The sequence below is a fragment of the Neobacillus sp. PS2-9 genome (assembly GCF_030915525.1).
In the GTDB taxonomy this organism is placed as follows: Bacteria; Bacillota; Bacilli; order Bacillales; family Cytobacillaceae; genus Neobacillus.
Window position 1 is genome coordinate 1,015,658 of the sequence record NZ_CP133269.1, and the last position, 20,024, is coordinate 1,035,681.

General features: G+C 39.8%; 23 protein-coding genes. 13 read left to right on the top strand and 10 right to left on the bottom strand.

Annotated features, from left to right (window positions below):
- Nucleotides 1–9: 9 nt before the first annotated feature.
- The 8 genes from arcC to RCG25_RS04915 form a co-directional block, all read right to left on the bottom strand.
- Complete coding sequence (gene arcC, locus RCG25_RS04880; RefSeq protein ID WP_308082563.1) at nucleotides 10–972, bottom strand: carbamate kinase; 963 nt, start codon at nucleotides 970–972, stop codon at nucleotides 10–12.
- A gap of 43 nt (nucleotides 973–1,015) precedes the next feature.
- Nucleotides 1,016–2,506, bottom strand: coding sequence for a YfcC family protein (locus RCG25_RS04885; protein ID WP_308082564.1), 1,491 nt, complete (start codon nucleotides 2,504–2,506; stop codon nucleotides 1,016–1,018).
- A gap of 30 nt (nucleotides 2,507–2,536) precedes the next feature.
- Complete coding sequence (locus tag RCG25_RS04890) at nucleotides 2,537–3,892, bottom strand: M20 family metallopeptidase (protein WP_308082565.1); 1,356 nt, start codon at nucleotides 3,890–3,892, stop codon at nucleotides 2,537–2,539.
- A 66-nt stretch (nucleotides 3,893–3,958) separates the two neighbouring features.
- Nucleotides 3,959–4,969 carry an ornithine carbamoyltransferase gene (gene argF / locus RCG25_RS04895; RefSeq protein ID WP_308082566.1) on the bottom strand — a complete coding sequence of 337 codons (1,011 nt, stop codon included), beginning with the start codon at nucleotides 4,967–4,969 and terminating at the stop codon, nucleotides 3,959–3,961.
- 26 nt (nucleotides 4,970–4,995) lie between these two features.
- On the bottom strand, nucleotides 4,996–6,246 hold the full coding sequence (gene arcA / locus RCG25_RS04900) for an arginine deiminase (protein ID WP_308084096.1): 1,251 nt from the start codon (nucleotides 6,244–6,246) through the stop codon (nucleotides 4,996–4,998).
- A 324-nt stretch (nucleotides 6,247–6,570) separates the two neighbouring features.
- Nucleotides 6,571–7,254 carry a Crp/Fnr family transcriptional regulator gene (locus RCG25_RS04905; protein WP_308084097.1) on the bottom strand — a complete coding sequence of 228 codons (684 nt, stop codon included), beginning with the start codon at nucleotides 7,252–7,254 and terminating at the stop codon, nucleotides 6,571–6,573.
- 51 nt (nucleotides 7,255–7,305) lie between these two features.
- Nucleotides 7,306–7,758, bottom strand: a complete 453-nt coding sequence (gene argR / locus RCG25_RS04910; protein WP_308084098.1) for an arginine repressor — start codon at nucleotides 7,756–7,758, stop codon at nucleotides 7,306–7,308.
- A gap of 129 nt (nucleotides 7,759–7,887) precedes the next feature.
- A complete protein-coding gene (locus RCG25_RS04915; RefSeq protein ID WP_308082568.1) occupies nucleotides 7,888–8,217 on the bottom strand; it encodes a DUF192 domain-containing protein in 330 nt (109 codons plus the stop codon).
- Between the two features lie 288 nt (nucleotides 8,218–8,505).
- Here RCG25_RS04915 and RCG25_RS04920 point away from each other — a divergent pair, with 288 nt between their 5' ends.
- The 10 genes from RCG25_RS04920 (at nucleotide 8,506) to RCG25_RS04965 (ending at nucleotide 16,030) form a co-directional block, all read left to right on the top strand.
- Nucleotides 8,506–8,670 (top strand): Flp family type IVb pilin, encoded by a 165-nt coding sequence (locus RCG25_RS04920; RefSeq protein WP_308082569.1) that lies wholly within the window; start codon nucleotides 8,506–8,508, stop codon nucleotides 8,668–8,670.
- Nucleotides 8,671–8,746: 76 nt separating this feature from the next.
- Nucleotides 8,747–9,256, top strand: coding sequence for an A24 family peptidase (locus tag RCG25_RS04925; protein ID WP_308082570.1), 510 nt, complete (start codon nucleotides 8,747–8,749; stop codon nucleotides 9,254–9,256).
- Nucleotides 9,256–9,624, top strand: a complete 369-nt coding sequence (locus RCG25_RS04930; protein ID WP_308082571.1) for a TadE/TadG family type IV pilus assembly protein — start codon at nucleotides 9,256–9,258, stop codon at nucleotides 9,622–9,624. Before RCG25_RS04925 ends, RCG25_RS04930 begins: the two co-directional genes overlap by 1 nt.
- The gene (locus RCG25_RS04935) at nucleotides 9,625–10,518 is read left to right on the top strand and encodes a TadE/TadG family type IV pilus assembly protein (protein ID WP_308082572.1); all 894 of its coding nucleotides are present in this window, start codon (nucleotides 9,625–9,627) and stop codon (nucleotides 10,516–10,518) included.
- A 34-nt stretch (nucleotides 10,519–10,552) separates the two neighbouring features.
- Nucleotides 10,553–11,185, top strand: a complete 633-nt coding sequence (gene cpaB, locus RCG25_RS04940; RefSeq protein WP_308082573.1) for a Flp pilus assembly protein CpaB — start codon at nucleotides 10,553–10,555, stop codon at nucleotides 11,183–11,185.
- On the top strand, nucleotides 11,182–12,360 hold the full coding sequence (locus tag RCG25_RS04945; protein WP_308082574.1) for a CpaE/TadZ family protein: 1,179 nt from the start codon (nucleotides 11,182–11,184) through the stop codon (nucleotides 12,358–12,360). Before cpaB ends, RCG25_RS04945 begins: the two co-directional genes overlap by 4 nt.
- Before the next feature lie 13 nt (nucleotides 12,361–12,373).
- Complete coding sequence (locus RCG25_RS04950) at nucleotides 12,374–13,729, top strand: TadA family conjugal transfer-associated ATPase (protein ID WP_308082575.1); 1,356 nt, start codon at nucleotides 12,374–12,376, stop codon at nucleotides 13,727–13,729.
- A 3-nt stretch (nucleotides 13,730–13,732) separates the two neighbouring features.
- Nucleotides 13,733–14,695 (top strand): type II secretion system F family protein, encoded by a 963-nt coding sequence (locus RCG25_RS04955; RefSeq protein ID WP_308082576.1) that lies wholly within the window; start codon nucleotides 13,733–13,735, stop codon nucleotides 14,693–14,695.
- A gap of 2 nt (nucleotides 14,696–14,697) precedes the next feature.
- Nucleotides 14,698–15,630: a type II secretion system F family protein gene (locus tag RCG25_RS04960; protein ID WP_308082577.1), complete on the top strand. Its 933-nt coding sequence runs from the start codon at nucleotides 14,698–14,700 to the stop codon at nucleotides 15,628–15,630.
- Nucleotides 15,631–15,691: 61 nt separating this feature from the next.
- Nucleotides 15,692–16,030 carry a helix-turn-helix domain-containing protein gene (locus RCG25_RS04965; RefSeq protein ID WP_308082578.1) on the top strand — a complete coding sequence of 113 codons (339 nt, stop codon included), beginning with the start codon at nucleotides 15,692–15,694 and terminating at the stop codon, nucleotides 16,028–16,030.
- 59 nt (nucleotides 16,031–16,089) lie between these two features.
- On the opposite strand, the gene RCG25_RS04970 is transcribed toward RCG25_RS04965, so the two are convergent.
- Both RCG25_RS04970 and RCG25_RS04975 read right to left on the bottom strand, forming a co-directional pair.
- Entirely contained in the window at nucleotides 16,090–16,722 is a 633-nt protein-coding gene (locus RCG25_RS04970; protein WP_308082579.1) for a DUF2085 domain-containing protein, read from the bottom strand.
- Between the two features lie 63 nt (nucleotides 16,723–16,785).
- Nucleotides 16,786–17,004, bottom strand: a complete 219-nt coding sequence (locus RCG25_RS04975) for a hypothetical protein (protein ID WP_308082580.1) — start codon at nucleotides 17,002–17,004, stop codon at nucleotides 16,786–16,788.
- Nucleotides 17,005–17,356: 352 nt separating this feature from the next.
- On the opposite strand from RCG25_RS04975, the gene RCG25_RS04980 reads away from it, so the two are divergent.
- The 3 genes from RCG25_RS04980 to RCG25_RS04990 all read left to right on the top strand — a co-directional run bounded on the left by RCG25_RS04980 (nucleotide 17,357) and on the right by RCG25_RS04990 (nucleotide 19,773).
- A complete protein-coding gene (locus RCG25_RS04980; protein WP_308082581.1) occupies nucleotides 17,357–18,376 on the top strand; it encodes a polysaccharide deacetylase family protein in 1,020 nt (339 codons plus the stop codon).
- A gap of 84 nt (nucleotides 18,377–18,460) precedes the next feature.
- Nucleotides 18,461–19,462, top strand: a complete 1,002-nt coding sequence (locus tag RCG25_RS04985; protein ID WP_308082582.1) for an AI-2E family transporter — start codon at nucleotides 18,461–18,463, stop codon at nucleotides 19,460–19,462.
- A gap of 77 nt (nucleotides 19,463–19,539) precedes the next feature.
- The gene (locus RCG25_RS04990) at nucleotides 19,540–19,773 is read left to right on the top strand and encodes a hypothetical protein (RefSeq protein WP_308082583.1); all 234 of its coding nucleotides are present in this window, start codon (nucleotides 19,540–19,542) and stop codon (nucleotides 19,771–19,773) included.
- Nucleotides 19,774–20,024: the final 251 nt, after the last annotated feature.

The window sequence follows — 20,024 nt, forward strand, 5'->3', positions numbered from 1 at the left end:
TTTTTCCTATTACGCCAACACTTCCGCACCAAGCAAGCTCACAACAGTTCCGGCCTTACCCTCAAGAGCGTGAAACGCCTGATCCAATGAAGTGATAATCGTTTTGCGCTCAGGACTTGTTGCCGCAAAATTAATTGCAGCCTCTACCTTTGGCAGCATGCTTCCAGGAGCAAAATGACCTTTTTCTATAAAAGCCCTTAATTCAGCAATACTCACGTCCTCTAATTTCCGCTGCGTTGGTTTGTTAAAATCAATGTACACATTGTCAACTGCAGTTAAAATGATTAACGCATCCGCATCTACCAGTTCAGCCAACTTTTGCGATGCAAAATCTTTGTCTATTACCGCTTCAATTCCGATTAACCCGTGTTCTGTTTCTAAAACAGGAATACCGCCGCCACCAACCGCAATGACGATGTTGCCTTTTTCGACTAATGAATTGATTACGGAATGCTCTAAAATACTCACAGGCATCGGTGAAGGAACCACCCGTCTCCAGCCACGTCCTGCATCTTCTTTAAAACAGGTATTCGTTAACTCCATGATTTCCTTCGCATCATCTTCCCTATAGAAAGGTCCGATGGGCTTCGTCGGATTGAGAAACGCAGAATCCTGTTTATCCACGGCTACCCTTGTTACAACTGTGACGACATTTTTATCAATTCTGCGCTCTTTTAATACTTTATCCATCGCATTCTGCATCCAATAGCCAATCATTCCCTGGCTCATCGCTCCGCACGTGTCCAGGGGCATGGCCGGATTTTTCGTTGAATCAGCTGCCTTTTGCTGAAGCAGAATATTACCAACCTGTGGACCATTACCATGGGAGATAATAATATCAATTCCCTTTTCAATAAATTGAACAAGTTGCCGTGCTGTTTTTTCCAATGCTAATTGCTGCGCTTCTGCGGTTGCGTTTCCCGATTGAATGGCATTCCCGCCTAGCGCAATCACCACTTTTTGCTTTGTCATGATTAAACCCCTCTTCTTTTTGAAAAATGGCACTTATAAACGATTAACTCATCATGGTGGCGATACTCAAAATCACCATCACAATCACAGAAAGTGACAAAACTAATTTCCAAACATGTTTGAGGTAGGTGCTATATGGAACCCTTGCAATGGCCAGTGCTCCCATGATAACCGCACTTGTAGGAGTCAGTAGGTTTACAACCCCGGATGCACTTTGGTAAGCGGTAATCACTAAATGTCTACCTACTCCCGCAAAATCAGCCAATGGTGCCATAATCGGCATTGATAAAGTGGCGAGACCGGAAGTCGATGGCACAAGAAAGGATAGCGGCAGATAAAACAAGAATGATAAATTGGTAAAAAGCACAGAGCCCATGTTATCCAGCATTCCTTCGCCCCAATGAAGCACGGTCGCAGTCATTCCGCCAGCATCCATGACAACGGTAATTCCGCGAGAGATGCCAATAATAAGGGCAACGCCTAACAAATCTCTTGCCCCATTCACAAACGTGCTAGTAAACTCAGATTCTTTCATTCTATAAATAAAAGCAATAATGATGGAGGAGGTTAGGAATAACATCGTTAACTCACCAAACCACCAGTCTCCAAGCGGAAGGACCCCGCCGAGTAATTTCCCAATGAACGGAATTTTTGCTACGGCCTTGGTGAAATCTTCAAAAATAGTAATATTAAATTTATAAGCCCATGGAATAACTCCTAAAATCATGACAACAAAGGTTAAACCAAATACCGTAAGCACGGCCTTATGACGGCCGGTAAATGTTACTTCTTCCGCTTTCTGTGATAAAAAGTGCTGTTCATTTTCTGTTTTCATCTGGGCAATCAATGATTTAGATGGGTCTGCCTTTACTTTTTTTGCGTAGCGCATGACGAAAATAATTGTGAAAATAAGCGTGACTGCAAGGATGATGAGGCGAAGTCCCATCCCATCTCCAATTGATATTCCGGCAAATCCAGAAGCGATGCCCGTAGCAAACGGGTTAACGGTGGATCCTAAACAACCAACCCCTGCACCAAGGGCGATAATCGAGACAGCGGTTAAAGCGTCATAGCCTGCTGCTATCAGTACTGGAATGAGGATGGGGTAAAACGCGATGGTTTCCTCTGCCATCCCGTAAGTGGAACCACCAATTGCGAATAGAACCATAAGAATCGGAATTAGCCATTGCTCTCGCCCCTTTAGCTTGCGGATGACCCGTGTAATCCCGGCGTCAATCGCACCCGTCTTCATCACTACCCCTAAGAAACCGCCAATCACTAGAACGAACAATGCAATATCCTTCGCATCGAAAAAGCCGTTGATCGGTGCATTTAAAACCTCCCACACCCCTTGAGGTGTCTGTTCGTCACTTGGCAGCTGCTGGTAGGTTCCGGAGACAGGAATTTCTTTTTCCGTTGCTTTATCTACTTTAGTATCATAATGCCCACCTGGGATGATCCAGGTGAAGGCGGCAATCACAACAATAATCAAGAATAATAACGTATAAGCGGTAGGCATCTTGAACTTTTTCATGAGTATTCCTCCATTAGTCAAATGGCATACCTATCGAGTTAATTCGTAGATGGCTTTTGCGTAAATCAACATCGCTGTAAACATTTTGTCTAATTCAATATGTTCATTCGGCTGATGCTCGGTTTTTGCTTGCTTTGGAAAAATGGCGCCATAGGCCACGACGTTTTCCATGGCTCTAGCATAGGTGGCACCACCAGAAGAAATCGGTTCGGAAACGGTATCCCCAGTTACTTCCTGGTAAACGTTCATTAAGGTTTTGATTAGAAATGAATCCTTTGGTAAATAAATCGATTTTAGATAGTCAAATTCTTTGTAGGTTAACCCGTATTCTTTTGCAACTTGGGAGATCTGGTTAACGATTTCTTGTTTATCAGCAGTCACAGGAATGCGGATATCGATGGATAACTGCTCTATTTCCTCCGTTAACTCTATTTTTCCGACATTGAACTTTAGCTTACCTGATGGCTCATCTTCACAGTTGCCAAAAATGCTGGTTGCAAACGGATCTTCTTTAATTAGGTCATTAACAAACTCAATTATTTTTGAGGTGACGCCAATCTTTTTCAACCCCAGCAATAGCCTGCTAACCGCATTGATTCCTTTTTCCGTAACTTGGGCATGAACGGCCTTTCCGAGGACCACGACACTACCGTCAGCCACTTCGTAATCAAACTCTAATTCCTCTAGAGCAGCTTGTAATTCCTCTAGATTTTCTCCGGCATATCTTGCGTTGTCAGGTACCGCATTAAAGGCATTACCTGCTTGTAAACGGAGGTTGGTTTCGTTAGTTCCTTCTAAATGAAACTGTAGCAAGCCCTTTTCGGCGTAAACCAACGGAAAGGTGGAGTCGGGAGTAAAGCCCATGCTGGGAATTTCCTCGAGATCACAATAGCGGTTCATGCAGCGCCATAGTGTTTCTTCATCTGTCCCGAAGATAAACCGAATTCTTTTGTTAAAAGAAACACCGAGATTCATTAACGCTTTCGTGGCAAAAAGAGTAGCCAGTGTCGGTCCTTTATCATCCTGTGTTCCTCTGCCGTACATTTTGCCTTCTATGATGGTTGCATCGAAGGGAGGAGTGTGCCAATCTTCCAGCTTGCCAGCGGGTACCACATCCAAATGGCCGAGAACACCAATCATTTCTCCACTGTCACCAATTTCGGCATACCCGTAATAACCTTTCGGATCAACATACGTCCGGAATCCAAGCTCTTCACAGATTTCTAATGACTTTTTCAAAGCTAAATCAATATTTTTTCCAAAAGGAAAACCATCCTCCTGTTCACTGATTACACTAGGGATATCAACCAGCTGCTTTAATGCATGGTGAAACTCACCTTCTACCTTTCGTAGCTCAGAAATGAGTTGTTCGGAGATCTGATTCATGTTTTTCCTCCATTCGTTTGGTAAAACGGGAAGGAGAAGGGTGCCAGACACCCAACTCCTAACCACTTATTCTAAATGTCCAAGTGTCGCAGCCATTACCGCCTTGATTGTATGCATTCTGTTTTCCGCTTGGTCGAATACTTTGGAATGCTCGCTGCGGAAGACTTCATCAGTCACTTCCATTTCTGGCATTCCATGTTTCGCATAAATATCCTTGCCATAACTGGTTTCAAGATCGTGGAAGGCAGGGAGGCAGTGTAGGAAAATCACTTTGTCATTGCCTGTTTTCTTAATCATGTCCATTGTTACTTGATAAGGCGACAGCAGAGCAATCCGTTCAGCGAATTTATCTTCTTCCCCCATGGAAACCCAAACATCTGTATAGATGGCGTCAGCACCAGCCACTCCTTCTTCTACATCGCTTGTGACAGTTACCCGGCCGCCTGACTTCTCGGCGAATTTTTCTGCCAGTTCAATGACCTCAGGTTCTGGGAACAACGATTCGGGTGTGCAGATGCGCACATCCATTCCTACAAGTGCACCCCCAACGAGCAGACTGTTGGCCACATTATTTCTACCGTCACCAACATACACGAATTTAATTCCTTCTAAGCGGCCAAAGTTTTCTTTTACCGTTAAAAAGTCAGCAAGTGTTTGTGTTGGATGCCAGCGATCGGTTAACCCATTCCAGACAGGCACACCCGAATGCTCTGCTAACATCTCTACCTTTTTATGCTCAAATCCACGGAACTCGATGCCGTCAAACATCCTGCCCAACACTTTTGCAGTATCTTCTATTGATTCTTTTTTACCGAGCTGGATATCATCTTTTCCTAGATATTCAGGATGGGCACCAAGGTCAACGCAGGCTACTGTGAAGGCACAGCGTGTACGGGTAGACGGCTTTTCAAAAAGCAGCGCGATGTTTTTTCCTTCTAAGTGGCGATGGGGAATGCCATGCTTTTTCTCATCCTTTAGTTTGAAAGCCAAATCAATGAGATAAACAAACTCTTCTTTGGTAAAATCCTTTTCTGCAAGAAAGCTTCTTCCGTGTAATTGTGGGGCAGTTACTAACATCAAAATCGTCTCCTTTTATTTAAAAATTAATGTCGTATATCTTCACGTACAATTGGCATGCTCATACAGCGTGGGCCGCCGCGGCCACGGGATAGTTCTGAACTGGTGATTTCGAGTACTTCAATGCCATGCTGGCGTAACAAATCATTGCTAATATAATTGCGGTCATAGGTGACCACAATTCCAGGTGCAATCGCTAAGGTGTTCGAGCCATCATTCCATTGCTCACGAGAGGCAGCAATCTCATCTCCGCCGCCGCAAGGGATTAAGACAAGCTCGTCTAAATGTAAAACCTCTTTCAATGTTTCCTGAAGATTCGTCCGGTGTGTGATGGTACAGCGTTCGTCATCACTGCCTTTTTCAAGAATATACACATTCATATTGCCTTGAGGTCCTTGGATTTCAGGATGGATAGTGAATTTATCGTAATCGACCATTGTAAACACCGTATCAAGATGCATAAAGGCGCGGCACTTCGGAATTTCCACGGCAACCACTTTTTTAATTGAATCCTGCTTCTTAAAGAGGTTAAGGGCCAGTTTTTCTATCGCACGAGCAGAGGTACGGGCGGATACACCAATGGCTACGACTTCCTCACTAAGAATCAATTCATCGCCGCCTTCAATTGAAAATTCAAAGTCGCGGTCTAGCCAAATTGGTACGTCATGTCCAGCAAATCGTGGATGGTATTTAATGATGTATTGCATGAATAAGGACTCGCGGCGCCTTGCCGGTTCACGCATTTTGTTGATGGATAAGCCATTGCCAATACAAGCTGCTGGGTCACGAGTGAAATATAAATTAGGCATTGGATCTAAATAGAAGGGATAGTGGTCCTCCATGAATTCATAAAGGTGAGCTTTTTTCTCGGGCTCAATTTCTCTTTTTAAAATCCCGCTCATCACCTTATCCACCATATCTGCTGTGGAAAAAGAGAGTAGGTATTCTTTTAGCACGCGAGAAGCTCCGTTCACATTGGCCTTGCTTTCTCGTAAAATATCATCAATAAACTGCTTTTTGATGTTTGGATTACTTAAGGTTTCAACCACCAATTTTTCGAGATAAAGGACTTCGATTCCTCGATTTTTTAAGGTTTCGGCAAAATAGTCATGCTCGCGCTGGATAATTGGCAAATAAGGAATATCATCGAATAAAAGCCGCTGCAGATATTCAGGCGTCAAATTTTCAACTTCTTTTCCAGGCCGTTTCAGCAACACCGAGCGTAACGTTCCGATTTCAGATGTAACATGGATCGGGTGCTTTAGCTTTGTCTGCATGTCCCTCTGAGAAGTGATTTCGGCTATACTGCTCATCTTTCTTCCTCCTTTTGATAGAATCCTTGCTACACCTTCATTCTAAGCATAGAAAGTGATTGCCTTTGTAAGCTTCATAACAAACAAAATGTAATAATCCTTACAGTTTTTTGTCGATCACATAAACGGGTTTGCATATTTATGTATATATACATGGAAATCGATTTTCTCGAATCTAATATGCTGAATAATGGCTGAATGACAAAGATTGTTCACAGATAAAGTTCTAATATTAAGAAAACTTATTGGAGCCAACAAAAAGGGCTGACTCTCGTGGAGTCAGCCTCTCTATATGCTTTTAAAATAATCAGGTTGATGAATGGTTATTTTTTTTCCGGTAACGGAGAGGATGTTCTCTCGTTTTAATTGATTCATTAGTAAACTAACGGTTTCCCGTGTGGTTCCAGATAGTTTAGAAATGTTTGTAGCCGTGAGAGGGCAGGGGATGACGATTCCTGCGCCATCCTTTTCGCCCAGGTCCTCCATTAAAAACTGGAGCGAATGCAGCACGCGTTCCTGTGCGTTAGGAATGAGAATTTTTTGGACGCGTTTTTGATGAAGATTAAGAATGTCTGATAGTTTAGAGATGATATAGAGTAGTTGTTTAGGATTGGCTTTCAATAGTTCTTCCACAACGTGGGTTTGAATAAAGTACAAATGAACGTCCGTGACAGCAATGGCCGTGTCTTGGTACACCTGATCCTGAAAAATGCCCCCGTAGGGAAACATTTGATTCTTTTTAATAAAGTCTAAATAAAGCATGCTGCCATCCTGGCTGCTGCGTTCATACATGACATATCCGTCTAGTAAAAAAAAGATTTTATCGCGCGGGTCTCCCTGCATAAAGAGGAGTTGATTTTTCTTGTAGGAGCGAAAATAGAAGTAAGGTAGATATTTTTTTAGTGTTTTTACTGGAAGACATTTTAATAATTCAATTTGTTGTAAATCAGAAAGTACATCCATCTTTTCCACGTATGAGTTGAGCATCGTAACCCTCCTTTTGCGTGTGTGTAGTTCTAGCCTTTACTTTTGATAGACTTTGAGCTGCTCTTCGATGCCAAGTGCTTCTTGTGGTGAACGGCAAATAATCAAGCATGTATCGTTTCCACAAATGGTTCCTGCTTTCCCGTCCAAGTCCATGGAATCGAGCAGGGCACCGAAGGAATGGGCATGCCCAGGAAGCGTCTTGATGATAATAAAGTAGTTAATTACTTCGATGTTAATAAGTGCATCCTTTAGTTTATGGCGGAACTTCTCCGTAATTAAATGGTCCTGATCTACTTTAAGGCTATACTTCAGACTGCCATCTTTAGAAGGAACCTTGACCAGTTTCAGCTCCCGGATGTCTCTCGAGATGGTTGCTTGAGTAACCGGCAGTCCGTTCTCTAAAAGCAATTGCCCCAGTTCTTCCTGCGTCTTTACCTCCTGATCAGAAATAAGCTCCGTAATCATCTGTAACCGCATCTGTTTATTCATCATCGGCCCTAACTCTCTTTCTATAGGTATCTATATTATTATCATATTGGTAATTGATGGGGATTGGTATGTATAAATGGTGAACAATGATTGAATAACAAAAAGAGACAGTAGAATCTGTCTCTTGGGTTATTTAAGCATAATTATTTCACCTTTTTTTAATCCTAACTTTGATACATCACCAGCTGGAAGTTCCACTACTGAGTAGGCATGGTTGATTGGTTTAACAATTTGCCATGGCTTGAGCTTTTCAATCATTTTAACAATTTGTCCCTCTTTACTAAGAAAAATGGCATCAATTTCAAAGTTCATAAAGCACATGTGTATGGAATTACAGGGAATGATCCATAAACCCTCGTCCATCAGTACCTCCTTCCGAAACATTAATCCTTTTAATCTTTTAAAAAATGAATCAGCAAGGTTAATAGAATAGGGAATGGTCCTCGTTACTTGTTCCATTAAATAGTCTCCTTTAAATTTTTTGTTCTTTATATTGAATATACAGTATTGAATAGCAGTTCTCAATATTGAACGTTGTAGAAACATGTCGTTTTTTATTTAGAACAAGATTACTAGGAATCTATTTACAATTCATGCCAATCGTACTATTATTTACTCAAGAGCTGTTCATTAAAAAGAACAAACACCATAATATTTACGTAATATAAAGAACGAATATTATTTGATAGGTGTTCTGTACAATGAACGACACTCGAAAAATTAAACTATTTCTAGGAGGAAAAAAACATGTTGAAAAAAATTAAGGGATTAGTAGTACAAGAAGAAGGCCAGGCATTAACTGAGTATGGATTAATTCTTGCATTAGTTGCAGTTGTTGTAGCGGGATCACTGATATTGTTAAAAAATGAGCTAGTAACTGTGTTTGGGAAAATCACTGATAAATTAAAGTGATAAATATTATGGATTTTCGAAAGAAGCCCTGCTTTAAAAAGTGGGGCTTAATTCTTAAAAAACTGAGGTATTTCCTATGATTACAAAAATAATACTTTTAGCAATATTATTAATCTCATTTTATACAGATGTAAAAAGTAGAAAGATATTAAACATTGTCACCTTGCCAGCAATCTTGTTTGCTTTTGTTTATTATTTATCTTTTCAAGGATTAGATGGATTCCTTTTTAGCGGAAAAGGATTTCTAGTAGGATTAGGGCTACTTATTCTTCCGTATATGTTAGGTGGAATGGGAGCAGGGGATGTAAAGCTAATGGCATCAATAGGAGCTTTAATGGGAACTAGCTTTGTTTTTTATTCTTTTATCTATACAGCATTAATTGGTGGATTAATTGCAGTTGTGCTGATTGTAAAACAAAAGGGTTTTGTAAATATGATTAAGACATTCCTCTTTGCAATTGTATTTATCCGAAGCAATCTAGGTTCCATTCACTTAGCTAATGGCAACCAATCAAGCATTTCCTTTCCGTATGGAATAGCCATAGTACTTGGAACACTTTGTTCACTAATCTGGGGTGGATTTTAATGAAGTCTGAAAATGGTCAATCACTAGTTGAATTTGCACTAGTTCTCCCTTTGATAGTTTTATTACTGTTTGGAATTATTGACTTTTCAAGAATTTTTCATGTTTACCTGACAATGGATCATGCAGGAAGAGAAGCTGCCCGGGCAGCCAGTATTGGAAACGATGTTTCAGAGATAAAAAATACCGCTGTAAACGATGCGACAAGTATCGGTTTAACAGCAGATAGGGTAGCCATTTCTGGTACTCGGAATTCTGGTACCAATGTAACGATAACCATTACCTATCCAATCACATTTCTAACCCCAGTAATTGGAGAAATCGTTGGATCCTTAACCTTAAAGGACACCACAACAATGAGGGTGGAGTAAATGAAAAAAATAATTAGGTTGTTGAATTTGAATGATGAAAGCGGGTCAGCATTGGTAATAGTGGCCATTTCCTTGGTTGCTCTTCTAGGCTTTACTGCTTTAGTAATAGATGGTGGAAGACTTTATGTTGAAAAAAGCAAGTTGCAGAATGCTCTAGATGCAGCAGTATTAGCAGGGGCCCAAGGCTTAAAGAAGAGTGAGACGCAAGCAATTACAAACGCTAAAGATGTCGCTGCAAAAAACGGTTTTTCAATTACAGAAAGTAATCTCACTATAACAGGTGACAGCATAAAGGCAACAAAACTTGTAAATGTACCGCTTACTTTTGCAAGGGTAATAGGAAAAAATGATACAGATGTTAAGGCAACTGCTAAGGCGATTGTTGGACATGTACGGATGGCAAAAGGAGTGGCTCCGATAGCAGTAGAAGAAAGTCATATTCCAAATGGCAAGGAGCTAACCTGCTTTGAGAAGAACAAGGGGAACTGTGGTTTTCTAGCTCTAGATGGAAGAGGTGCATCTAGCCTAGAGGAAGCGATTAGAAATGGAAGTGTTTATACTGTTGGCGAAACAGTTTTAACCGAACCTGGAGTAACGTGGGGACCCACCAGTAAAGCAATCAATGATTTGATTGCTAGTGATGCAAGCAAACCACAGTGTCAGGACCCAAAAACTGCCGATAATCAGTGCAACAGAGTAATAAACATTGTAGTCATTGACACTTGGGATGGAGCAAATGGACGAGACGAATTAAATGTAACCGGATTTGCATCCTATTGGCTTGAGGGATTTGACGACAAAACACTCAAAGGTCAATTCCTGACTAGACTTCAACCAGGAGAGATTAGTGATACAGGCGTTGGCACCTTATATAGTGTCAAACTAGTAGAATGATAATTCATGTAAGCAAGAGGTGTAGGAGGACGTTATGAATACGAAAAAGATATGGATGATTTCATTAATACTTGGCATGACTGTTGCTTGCTTTGCTTATTTTACTATTTTATCAAAGGGAAACGTTACAACTGCTTCGGGAACAGAGACAGGACAGGAGCAGCAACAGAAAGCTACTGACCAATCCAATCAGCAAGCAGAAGAAAAGAAAAAAGCGGACGAGGAAAAGAAAAAGAGTGAAAGAGAATTTAAAAATTATCTTGTCGAGGTAAGCAAGGGGAAACGAGCGATGTCAATCAAGGTAGACCTCGAGCAGGGGGTATCGGGTTACATCGCACAAAATTCAAACGTAGATGTCATTGCTTATGAAACTACTAAAGATGCGGAAGGAAAGGAATTCAAATCTGCCGTCCTCGTGCTTGAAAATGTAAAAGTCTTAACCTCAGGCAAATCCTCAGATAACAAAGAAGAGGCCCTTCATTACGAAACCGTTACTTTAGAGGTGACACCTGAAGAAGGGATCATGCTTGGCCTAGCATCAAAGGATAAGGATGGATTTTACCTCATGCTCCGAAATACCGATGATAATGAGAGTGGTAAAGCAGGGTTAAAACAAACAAGAGAAGTGATTAAAGATGACAATGGGGAGGGTAAAGATTCGAAATGAGTATAAACTGGATTTATTTTTCTGATACCAATACTCCTCCTGGAGAAATTAAAGCACTATTGGAAAAAAAGCAATTTCAGTTAACAGCATCCAATCAGGTTGAAAAACTGCATTCCCTTCTAGTCCAAAATAACCAGTCGGTCCTATTTATTAAAGCCCATACACTATATAACGTGTATGAACTGTGTCAGGAAATCTCGGTCCTTTATCCGCACGTTTATATCATATTAATAGTGGCTGACAACATGGAAAATTTGAAAAAGGCCATGCTGATGGGAGCGTCCGATACCCTCCTATCTTCGTATACTGACGAAGAACTTAGTGAAGCGATTGATCATGCGAAGAAATATATGGAGCACCGCGCAAAAAAGGATTCCATGTTCCATTTAAAAGAAAAAAGTAGAGTCATGGCCGTTGCCACTCCCAAGGGTGGGGTTGGTAGAACACTAGTTACAGTCAATCTAGCGATTGCTTTTGCCAGAATGGGGAAAAAAGTGGCGGTCATTGATGGGAACCTGCAATTTGGTGAAGTGGCCATGTACTTTAATTCAAAACCCAAAAGAACGATTTATGAATGGGTAAAAGAAGCCTCTAGCCGTGGAACCTATTCTATTGAACAATATATGACGGCTGTTGATGGCGATGTATCCATCCTGGCAGCACCACCACGTCCCGAATTCTTTGAAGGTATTTCAGAGGAACATATGAAAGAAGCGGTTGAAGCAGCGAAGAATCTGTATGATATTGTCCTGATTGACTTGCCGGTATATCTTTCAGAAATTCATTTACGGTGTTTGGATTTGGCAGACGACATATTACTTCTGGCCAGCAATGATATCGCAGTTTTACGACTAAGCCAACTTTACCTTGAAACGCTTGAGACCATTCAGCAAAAAGACAAAGTAAAGCTGATTTTAAACCGATTCGAAAAAGGCAAGGGATTGGAACTTAAGAAAATTGAAGGTATCTTTGAAATGCCAATCTATCACCTTTTACCAGAACAATCAAATGTCGCGGCTGCCTCGATTAAATCCGGTGAGCCATTTATGCTTTCGAATTCTCGTAGTCAAATTGGTAAGGGAGTTTGGAAATTAGCAGAGAAACTCTCTGAACAAATCAATCCAGTCGTGACCGAAACAAAAAAGGAAAAACGTTGGTTTCTTATAGGTAGGTAAGGAGGGGATCCTATTGTCACTGTTTGAACGATTTAAAGAGGAATCGGTTAAAGGACAGGGGAACAAAAGCATAGCAACAGATACACTGGAATTTTCGGTGCTTAAGAGATCACAAGAATTTTGGAAGCTTGAAGCAGATCTTCACGATTTCCTCTTAGAAGAGTTAAAGAAATACCCCGGACAAAATAGAGAACAAGAAACATTAAAAATAGAAGAACTAGGGCAGGCTTTCTTTGAGCAAGAGGGCGGCAGACTGACATTTGAAGAAAAACAAGAAATTTTGAATTACGTCAAAGACGAGCTAATGGCCTACGGTCCCATTACACCTTTATTAGAAAACCCAACGATTAGTGAGGTTATGGTTAATAGCTATGACGAAATTTATTATGAAAAAAATGGACGGATTATTAGAAGCAATGTTCATTTCGTTGATAATCATCATGTGATGCGTGTCCTAGAGAGGATTGTTTCCCCGATTGGCAGGAGGATCGATGAGAGTTCTCCCATGGTAGATGCGCGTCTGCCGAATGGATCGCGTGTCAATGCCATCATTCCTCCTCTGGCGTTAAAAGGACCTAGTTTAACAATCAGGAAATTCTCTGATATTCCTTTTAAAATTAAGGATCTTGTTCATTTCGGAACCTTAAATAAAGACATGGCGGAATTCCTTAATGTATGTGTAAAATCCAAACTCAATATTTTTATCAGTGGTGGGACAGGGTCAGGAAAAACCTCTACATTAAATGTCTTATCATCTTTTATTCCTAACAATGAACGGATTGTTACGATTGAAGATGCTGCAGAACTAAAACTCAATCAGGAGCACATTGTGGCATTAGAATCTCGTCCGCCAAATATTGAGGGCAAAGGGCAAATCACGATTCGGGATTTAGTTCGAAATTCACTACGTATGCGTCCTGACCGTATAGTAGTTGGTGAGGTCCGTGGTGCCGAAGCCTTGGATATGCTCCAAGCCATGAATACCGGACATGACGGCAGCTTAAGTACCGGTCACGCCAACTCGCCGAGAGATATTTTATCCCGTCTGGAAACGATGGTCTTGATGGCTGGGTTTGACCTGCCAGTAAAGGCTATTCGAGAACAGATTGCGAATGCGATTGATTTAATTGTTCATCAATCGAGATTGAAGGATGGCTCTCGAAAAATTACACATATCACCGAAGTACTGGGGATGGAGGGTGATACCATTATTCTCCAGGATATCTATTTATATAAAGAGACTGGGCTTTCTCATGACGGGAAAATCGAAGGGAAATTTATTTCTACAGGTATCCGGCCAAAATTTACAGAGCAGCTTGAATTAAATGGCTATTCAATGCCTGCTTCATGGTTTGTGAGGGAGTGGTAATAGTTGATACTAATAATGGAACTAACTGCCATTTTTTTAATAACAAGTGCATTGATCTTCATTTTCTTAAAAAGCTATTCAAATAAGAAAAGAATCTCGCACCGTCTAGATAAGTTTTTGCCAACTCCTTCCTTGGAAAACTCTCACAGCATAAAAGAAAAAGGACAACCTCTATTCCAGCATTTTTTTCTATCGATTAGCTTACTGTTTAAGGATGTTCAATTTAGTGAAAGGACAGAGAATATCTTACTTGAGGCAGGGAGCAAATTAAAACCCGAGGAATTTTTTGCTCTTCGATTATTGTCAGCATCAGGTTTAGGAGGCGTGACTCTTATTTTAGGGCTGTCATGGTATCTCGTTGCTATACCGATTATCATGGGGTTTGTTATTCCTAAATTCCTCATGCAGAAAAAAAGAAAAAAAAGACTACATGTATCATCCCTCCAGTTAATTGATATTTTAGGGATGATGGCGAATTCAATGAGGGCGGGATTTAGTTTTATGCAGGCCATGCAACTGGTCGGAAAAGAAGTTCCAGCCCCACTTGGTCCTGAGTTTGATCGAGTTGTTCGACAGGTAGCACTAGGGATGCCAATGGAAGAGGTCTTTGAAGAATTAGTCAAGAGGGTCCCGAATAAAGAACTTGAAGTAGTGGTACGTGCCATTCTAGCACAAAGAAAAAGTGGAGGGAACCTGGCTGAGCTTCTCGAAACGATGGAGGAAACTATTAGAGGCAGGGTCAGAATTTTAGAAGAGTTAAACACACTGACCGCACAAGGGAAAATGTCATCATGGATTATTACACTACTCCCAGTTGGGTTAGGCTTATATTTATCATTAGTGAACAGAGAATATTTTGGCCCCATGCTTGAGCACCCACTTGGCTGGGCAATGCTCTTTATCTGCGGGGTTTCTATAATGATTGGCTGGATATTTATTCAAAAGATTATCCGAATAGAGGTGTGATCATGCAGGAAATGATTCTTATTTTATTATCAGGAGCCTTCCTCACTTTTCTACTTGCTGGCATACTATTTTCTGTATTCAAAAAACAGCTCGCTTTTAATGAGCGTGTAGGCAAATTTTTTGAAGAACCTAAAGGAAAAGAAAAAATGGAGCATTCTGAGAATCTGAAGGAAAGTAAATTAAAACTAAGATTTCAAAGATATTGGGATATGGGGACAAATTGGTTAAATAAAAAAGTGTCAAAAACAGAAAGAAAAAGAATAGATAGCACCCTTCGTGATGCAGGCTATCCATTTAAAACGGCTATTGATTTTAGATTATTTCAATTTGTACTAAGTGCAGCTCTTGCTCTTCCTTTTATTCTTTTCATTCTGCCTATAGCTGATAACAAGATGATAACTTGGATATTGGCCATTACCATGGGTTTGCTAGGCTTCCGCTTGCCTGTATTTTTACTTGGAAAAAAGAAGACGGCAAGAATAAAGGAGATTAATAAGTCGATGCCTGATTTTTTCGATACGGTTAACCTATTACTTGAGGCAGGAATGGGGCTGGATTTAGCAATTGCTGAAGTGTCTAAAAACAATAAGGGCCCTCTTTCAGAGGAGTTTCTACATACATTGGAGGATATGAAGCTAGGAAAATCAAGAAGAGAAGCTTTTTATGATTTACGCAAAAGAGTACCTTCTGATTCGTTTCAAACGATTATCACTTCATTAATTCAGGCGGATCAACTGGGAATTGGTATGGCTAAGGTGTTAGGGAATCTCACGATCCGTGTACGAGAACAGCGTCGTGAAGCAGCCCGTGAACAAGCCATGAAAGCCCCTGTAAAAATGCTTTTTCCAATGGTGTTTTTCATTTTTCCAGCCTTATTTATCATCATATTAGGTCCGTTAGTCATTACTTTGGTCACAAAGGGATTCGGTGGATAATTTCTAAGTACAAGAATGGTGGGATTTACGACATTGTTGTTTTGGATTAAGGAGAGATCAAATGGACGGAAAAAGACTCAAACAGTTGAGACTGGGAAAAGGATTTTCATTAACAAAGCTTAGTGAATGTACGGGTATATCAAAGTCTTATTTAAGTTTGATTGAACGTAATATTCAAAGGAATCCTAGCTTAGAAATATTAAATAAGCTTGCAACCCTTTTGGAAGTAGATATGGAAGAGCTAGTGAAAAAAGAAGATAGTGAATCAACTAATAGTACTAAAGGGAAATATTCTGTTAAGAGTATCTTAAAAGTAGAAATTGAACTGTCGGAGGAGCAACTGAGTCCTCAGAAATTAAAACAGATAAAAGAATTAATCCATGTGATAAGTGAGTGTTAAGTTTCATTGATAGAGAGACCAGTTGACTCTGGCTCTCTTTTTTCTTAATTAATTTCTCATCAGGATAAGACAACATTGTGAAGTAACGAAAGGAGCGACAAGATCCCAAGGCTAACTAGGATTGAAAAAAGGGATTTTATTCTATAGTTGGAGACGGATGAAAAAAGCCTTGAAGTAAATAAACTGAGCCAAATGACCACCGTCAAAATGATAAAGCTATCAAAAATATAATATGAAATCATTCCCCAATAAACTACAACGCCCAAAACTGCACTTACAATCAGTGGCACAATCCAATCTCTGCTACCCTTCACACAAGGCTCACTATCATTATCAAGCGACCTTGACGAAAGCAACGGATATAGAAAATAGGGCAAAACAAAACCAAAGCTGGTGCCTGACACTAATCGTTTGATATTGTCACTTTCAAACCAATGCAGATAGGAGCCTAGGCCGTCAACCATCATGGGGACCATTAATAATAGAAGAAAGAAGCTTACTTTAATTGTAGGTATGGTGATTTTTGATTTTCGTTTAGTGAAATGCAAATACGTAAGTGAGGAAAAAATCCCAATATAAATACCTGTATCACGGGCGCAAACGGAAAGAGTTTCTCCTGAAATTTGGAGTGATCTTTCTTCTAATTGGTGACAGATGGCTCTTCCAAAGAAATCCAATAGTTCGTGTAACAACGAGTATCACTCCTATACGAAAAACCCAATTCTTGAAGAGATGAATTGGGTTTTTCCACTTTTTTAATACCCCGACATAAACGGCAAAAAGGAGAAGGCAGAAAGAGCGAACCAACAGATACAGCTCAATACGATCATACCTAAAGCAATGTATAAACAGGTTTTTCCGACAGCTTTCTTTTCTGGATCTTGATCGTTCATCCAAATAATTCCTAGAACGATCCCGACCACAGGAATAAGTATAGATAAGATATAAAAGAGTGCTTTTTGCCCACCTGACACTAACTTCACCTCCATAACTCAAAATTAAGAGGAATTCCATCTAGTAAGAAAATCCCGTTCAATGATATGTATGTCAGTTCACAGGAGAATTTGCCTGTCCTTCTTTTAGAAATTTCTGATTTAAATTTTGTCCACGGGTACATTTTCTAAATTTACCTGTTATAATAGATTGGTAAAAAGTGGGGTATATAAGAAATGGGGGAATTTTTCAGTTCAAGACTTTTGGAGGATGTGCTGATATAAAAGTTATATTTTAATAGAATTGTAATATTTTTAATAGGATAGTAACAATTCAAGAGAAGCTTCGTCTATAATGAAGAAAGACATAAAACATCAAAGAGGGTAATGAAACATGGGGGATCAAAAGCAAGGATGGACCAAAGGGACATTAGTTATTGTCATTTTTGCAATTGGGTTCTTGTTTGCAGGGGTATTTGTGAACAACTATTTTAAGGCAAAAGCCGCCAGTAAACCTATTACTCAAGAAAAAAATGAATTTATGAATCATCCTGGTCAAACCTCAGAAACTATTGTTCAGAATACCAATGATTTACGGATTGAGAAAGAAATGATTCACAAGAAACAAGAGGAAGCGATGGTTGGGAGAAATAAACAAGAGCGAGAGGCAACTAAGGCTCCGGAAAAAACAACTACTGATACTGCCACTACACAGCCTTCAACACAGCCTACAACACCAAAGGACCAAGAAAAAACAAAACCGCCATCAACGGAAACGAAACCAGCTAATGCACAGCCAGCGGCAGCAAGTAAGAAAACGATATACTTAACATTCGATGATGGCCCAGCTGCGTTTTCTGGGGAAATTATCGCGCTTTTAGAAAAATTTCACTACAAAGCGACCTTCTTTATGATTGACGGCAATATAAGAAGATATCCAAACGCGGTAAAATTGATGGTCCAATCTGGAGAGACAGTGGCACTTCATAGTGTCTCCCACAATCAAAAGGTTTTCTATGCATCTGCCACATCTGTAATCAATGAATTAACCCAAAACCGAAATACTCTAAAAGAAGTTTCGGGGGTCGATTCGTATATTATGAGAACACCTTATGGTAGTGTACCAGGCATGACTGCAGAGTACCGTAAAGCGGTTACCGATAATGGCTACTTAATGTGGGATTGGAATATTGACAGCAAAGATTGGTATTATAAAGATGCACGCTATGTGGAGAGTGTCAAACAACAATTAACAAAGTTAGCTAACCATAATGGTCCGATTGTCATTCTTATGCATGAAAGAAAGGAAACGCTTATGCATTTACCGGCTTTACTTGACTATTTGAGTAAACAGGGATACGAAGGTAAAGCGATCGATAGCTCTATGACGCCGGTTCAATTTACGGTAAGATAGCAATTAGGTAGGACAAAATGCTTCAGGGTTTGATATAATTAACATGCAGTTAATAGTATAAATAATGGGGTCCGATAATTTCCTATGATAAATAAAATTTTGAACAGCAGTGGTTTTAAGAGAATATCAATTTTTGTCCTAATTGCACTCGTTTTGTATGCGATGCAATCGATGATTAATTTAATCTTACTTACGTTTATTTTCACCTTTCTAATGGATAGATTAGTGCAATTCATTGAGAGAAAAATACCTCTCAATCGCAAATTGATTGTGGTTACATCGTATGCATGTATTGTCGGATTGCTATCCTATGGATTGGTGATGTACCTGCCAATGATTGCCGGTGAGATTACGGCGTTAATTAAGCAGCTAACCGCTTTTTACACATCAAAGCATGATAATATCTTTTTAAATTATGTAGTCAAGCGAATTGAAGAAATTCAGATTTCTAGTTATCTGGAACAAGGCTTTCAGTTTGTATTAAAATATTTTACTGATATTAGTAAAATTACGTTACAAGTGTTATTAGCTTTATTAATGAGTTTATTTTTCTTATTAGAAAAACCACGCTTAATCGAATTTACGAAGAAATTCAAGACGAGTAAAATTGCACCGTTTTATGCGGAAATTGAATTCTTCGCTAAGAAATTTGTTCGTACTTTTGGTAAAGTAATTGAGGCACAATTAATTATTGCCGTGGTTAACTGTACTTTAACGACGATTTCCCTATGGCTGCTTGATTTTCCGCAATTAGGCGGATTGTCCATTATGATTTTCATATTGGGATTAATCCCTGTGGCAGGTGTCATTATTTCACTTATACCACTTGTCATTATTGCCTACAGTATAGGCGGTATGATGAAGGTACTGTATGTAGGTATTGCCATTATGATCATTCATGGTGTGGAAGCTTATATCTTAAATCCTAATTTAATGAGTTCAAAAACGAATCTTCCTGTTTTCTATACATTCATTGTGCTAATTTTTTCAGAACACTTTTTTGGAATATGGGGACTGATTATCGGGATTCCGGTGTTTGTTTTCCTTTTGGATGTATTAGAAGTGACGGAGACGAAGAAAACGTAAAAAAGCCCTTTTGTGGGCTTTTTTGTTTGTCATTTTCTGATATGCTAAGGGTATGATGCAGGTGAGGAGGAGTTAAGATGGGCGAGTGTAAGTTGAACCATACAAAAGAAGATGTGAAAAGTAAGTACGAGTCTCAGGCTGAATTTTTACCGGAGGACATGAAGCAATTATTTGATTCCTTCTTTGCAGGTGAGCATACGCAGGAGCTTTTAAATGAAGTGTTCCATTTGCTGAAAAAGTATGATTTAGCGTCTGGTGAGGAGCAAAGTGCTCGTAACGAGCGTTTGTATTTGGTGTTAAGGAACTTATAATCATTGTGGGTCGCGTAGAATCTTGAAGATACGCGACCCTTTTTAATTTGGTTTATTGGTTTGTTTTTCCGGGGGAAAAGTGTCTAGATCTATTTTAGATCGCTTTTTTCAAGGGAAAGTAAAAGTAGAGCGAGTCTAGATCGACTTTTGCTCGTTTTTTTGAAGGAAAAGTAAAAGTAGAGCGAGTCTACATCGACTTTTACAGGCTTAATCCAAGGAAAAGTAAAAGTAGAACGAGTCTACATCGACTT

Excerpts from the sequence above, each read along its gene's own strand:
- RCG25_RS04885 (WP_308082564.1), bottom strand. The coding sequence starts at position 2,506 with ATGAAAAAGTTCAAGATGCCTACCGCTTATACGTTATTATTCTTGATT.
- RCG25_RS04935 (WP_308082572.1), top strand. The coding sequence starts at position 9,625 with ATGAAAAAAATAATTAGGTTGTTGAATTTGAATGATGAAAGCGGGTCA.
- argF (WP_308082566.1), bottom strand. The coding sequence starts at position 4,969 with ATGTTAGTAACTGCCCCACAATTACACGGAAGAAGCTTTCTTGCAGAA.
- RCG25_RS04985 (WP_308082582.1), top strand. The coding sequence starts at position 18,461 with ATGATAAATAAAATTTTGAACAGCAGTGGTTTTAAGAGAATATCAATT.
- argR (WP_308084098.1), bottom strand. The coding sequence starts at position 7,758 with ATGAATAAACAGATGCGGTTACAGATGATTACGGAGCTTATTTCTGAT.
- RCG25_RS04960 (WP_308082577.1), top strand. The coding sequence starts at position 14,698 with ATGCAGGAAATGATTCTTATTTTATTATCAGGAGCCTTCCTCACTTTT.
- RCG25_RS04930 (WP_308082571.1), top strand. The coding sequence starts at position 9,256 with ATGAAGTCTGAAAATGGTCAATCACTAGTTGAATTTGCACTAGTTCTC.
- RCG25_RS04980 (WP_308082581.1), top strand. The coding sequence starts at position 17,357 with ATGGGGGATCAAAAGCAAGGATGGACCAAAGGGACATTAGTTATTGTC.
- RCG25_RS04945 (WP_308082574.1), top strand. The coding sequence starts at position 11,182 with ATGAGTATAAACTGGATTTATTTTTCTGATACCAATACTCCTCCTGGA.
- RCG25_RS04990 (WP_308082583.1), top strand. The coding sequence starts at position 19,540 with ATGGGCGAGTGTAAGTTGAACCATACAAAAGAAGATGTGAAAAGTAAG.
- RCG25_RS04965 (WP_308082578.1), top strand. The coding sequence starts at position 15,692 with ATGGACGGAAAAAGACTCAAACAGTTGAGACTGGGAAAAGGATTTTCA.
- RCG25_RS04925 (WP_308082570.1), top strand. The coding sequence starts at position 8,747 with ATGATTACAAAAATAATACTTTTAGCAATATTATTAATCTCATTTTAT.
- RCG25_RS04920 (WP_308082569.1), top strand. The coding sequence starts at position 8,506 with ATGTTGAAAAAAATTAAGGGATTAGTAGTACAAGAAGAAGGCCAGGCA.
- cpaB (WP_308082573.1), top strand. The coding sequence starts at position 10,553 with ATGAATACGAAAAAGATATGGATGATTTCATTAATACTTGGCATGACT.
- arcC (WP_308082563.1), bottom strand. The coding sequence starts at position 972 with ATGACAAAGCAAAAAGTGGTGATTGCGCTAGGCGGGAATGCCATTCAA.
- RCG25_RS04890 (WP_308082565.1), bottom strand. The coding sequence starts at position 3,892 with ATGAATCAGATCTCCGAACAACTCATTTCTGAGCTACGAAAGGTAGAA.
- arcA (WP_308084096.1), bottom strand. The coding sequence starts at position 6,246 with ATGCAGACAAAGCTAAAGCACCCGATCCATGTTACATCTGAAATCGGA.
- RCG25_RS04915 (WP_308082568.1), bottom strand. The coding sequence starts at position 8,217 with ATGGAACAAGTAACGAGGACCATTCCCTATTCTATTAACCTTGCTGAT.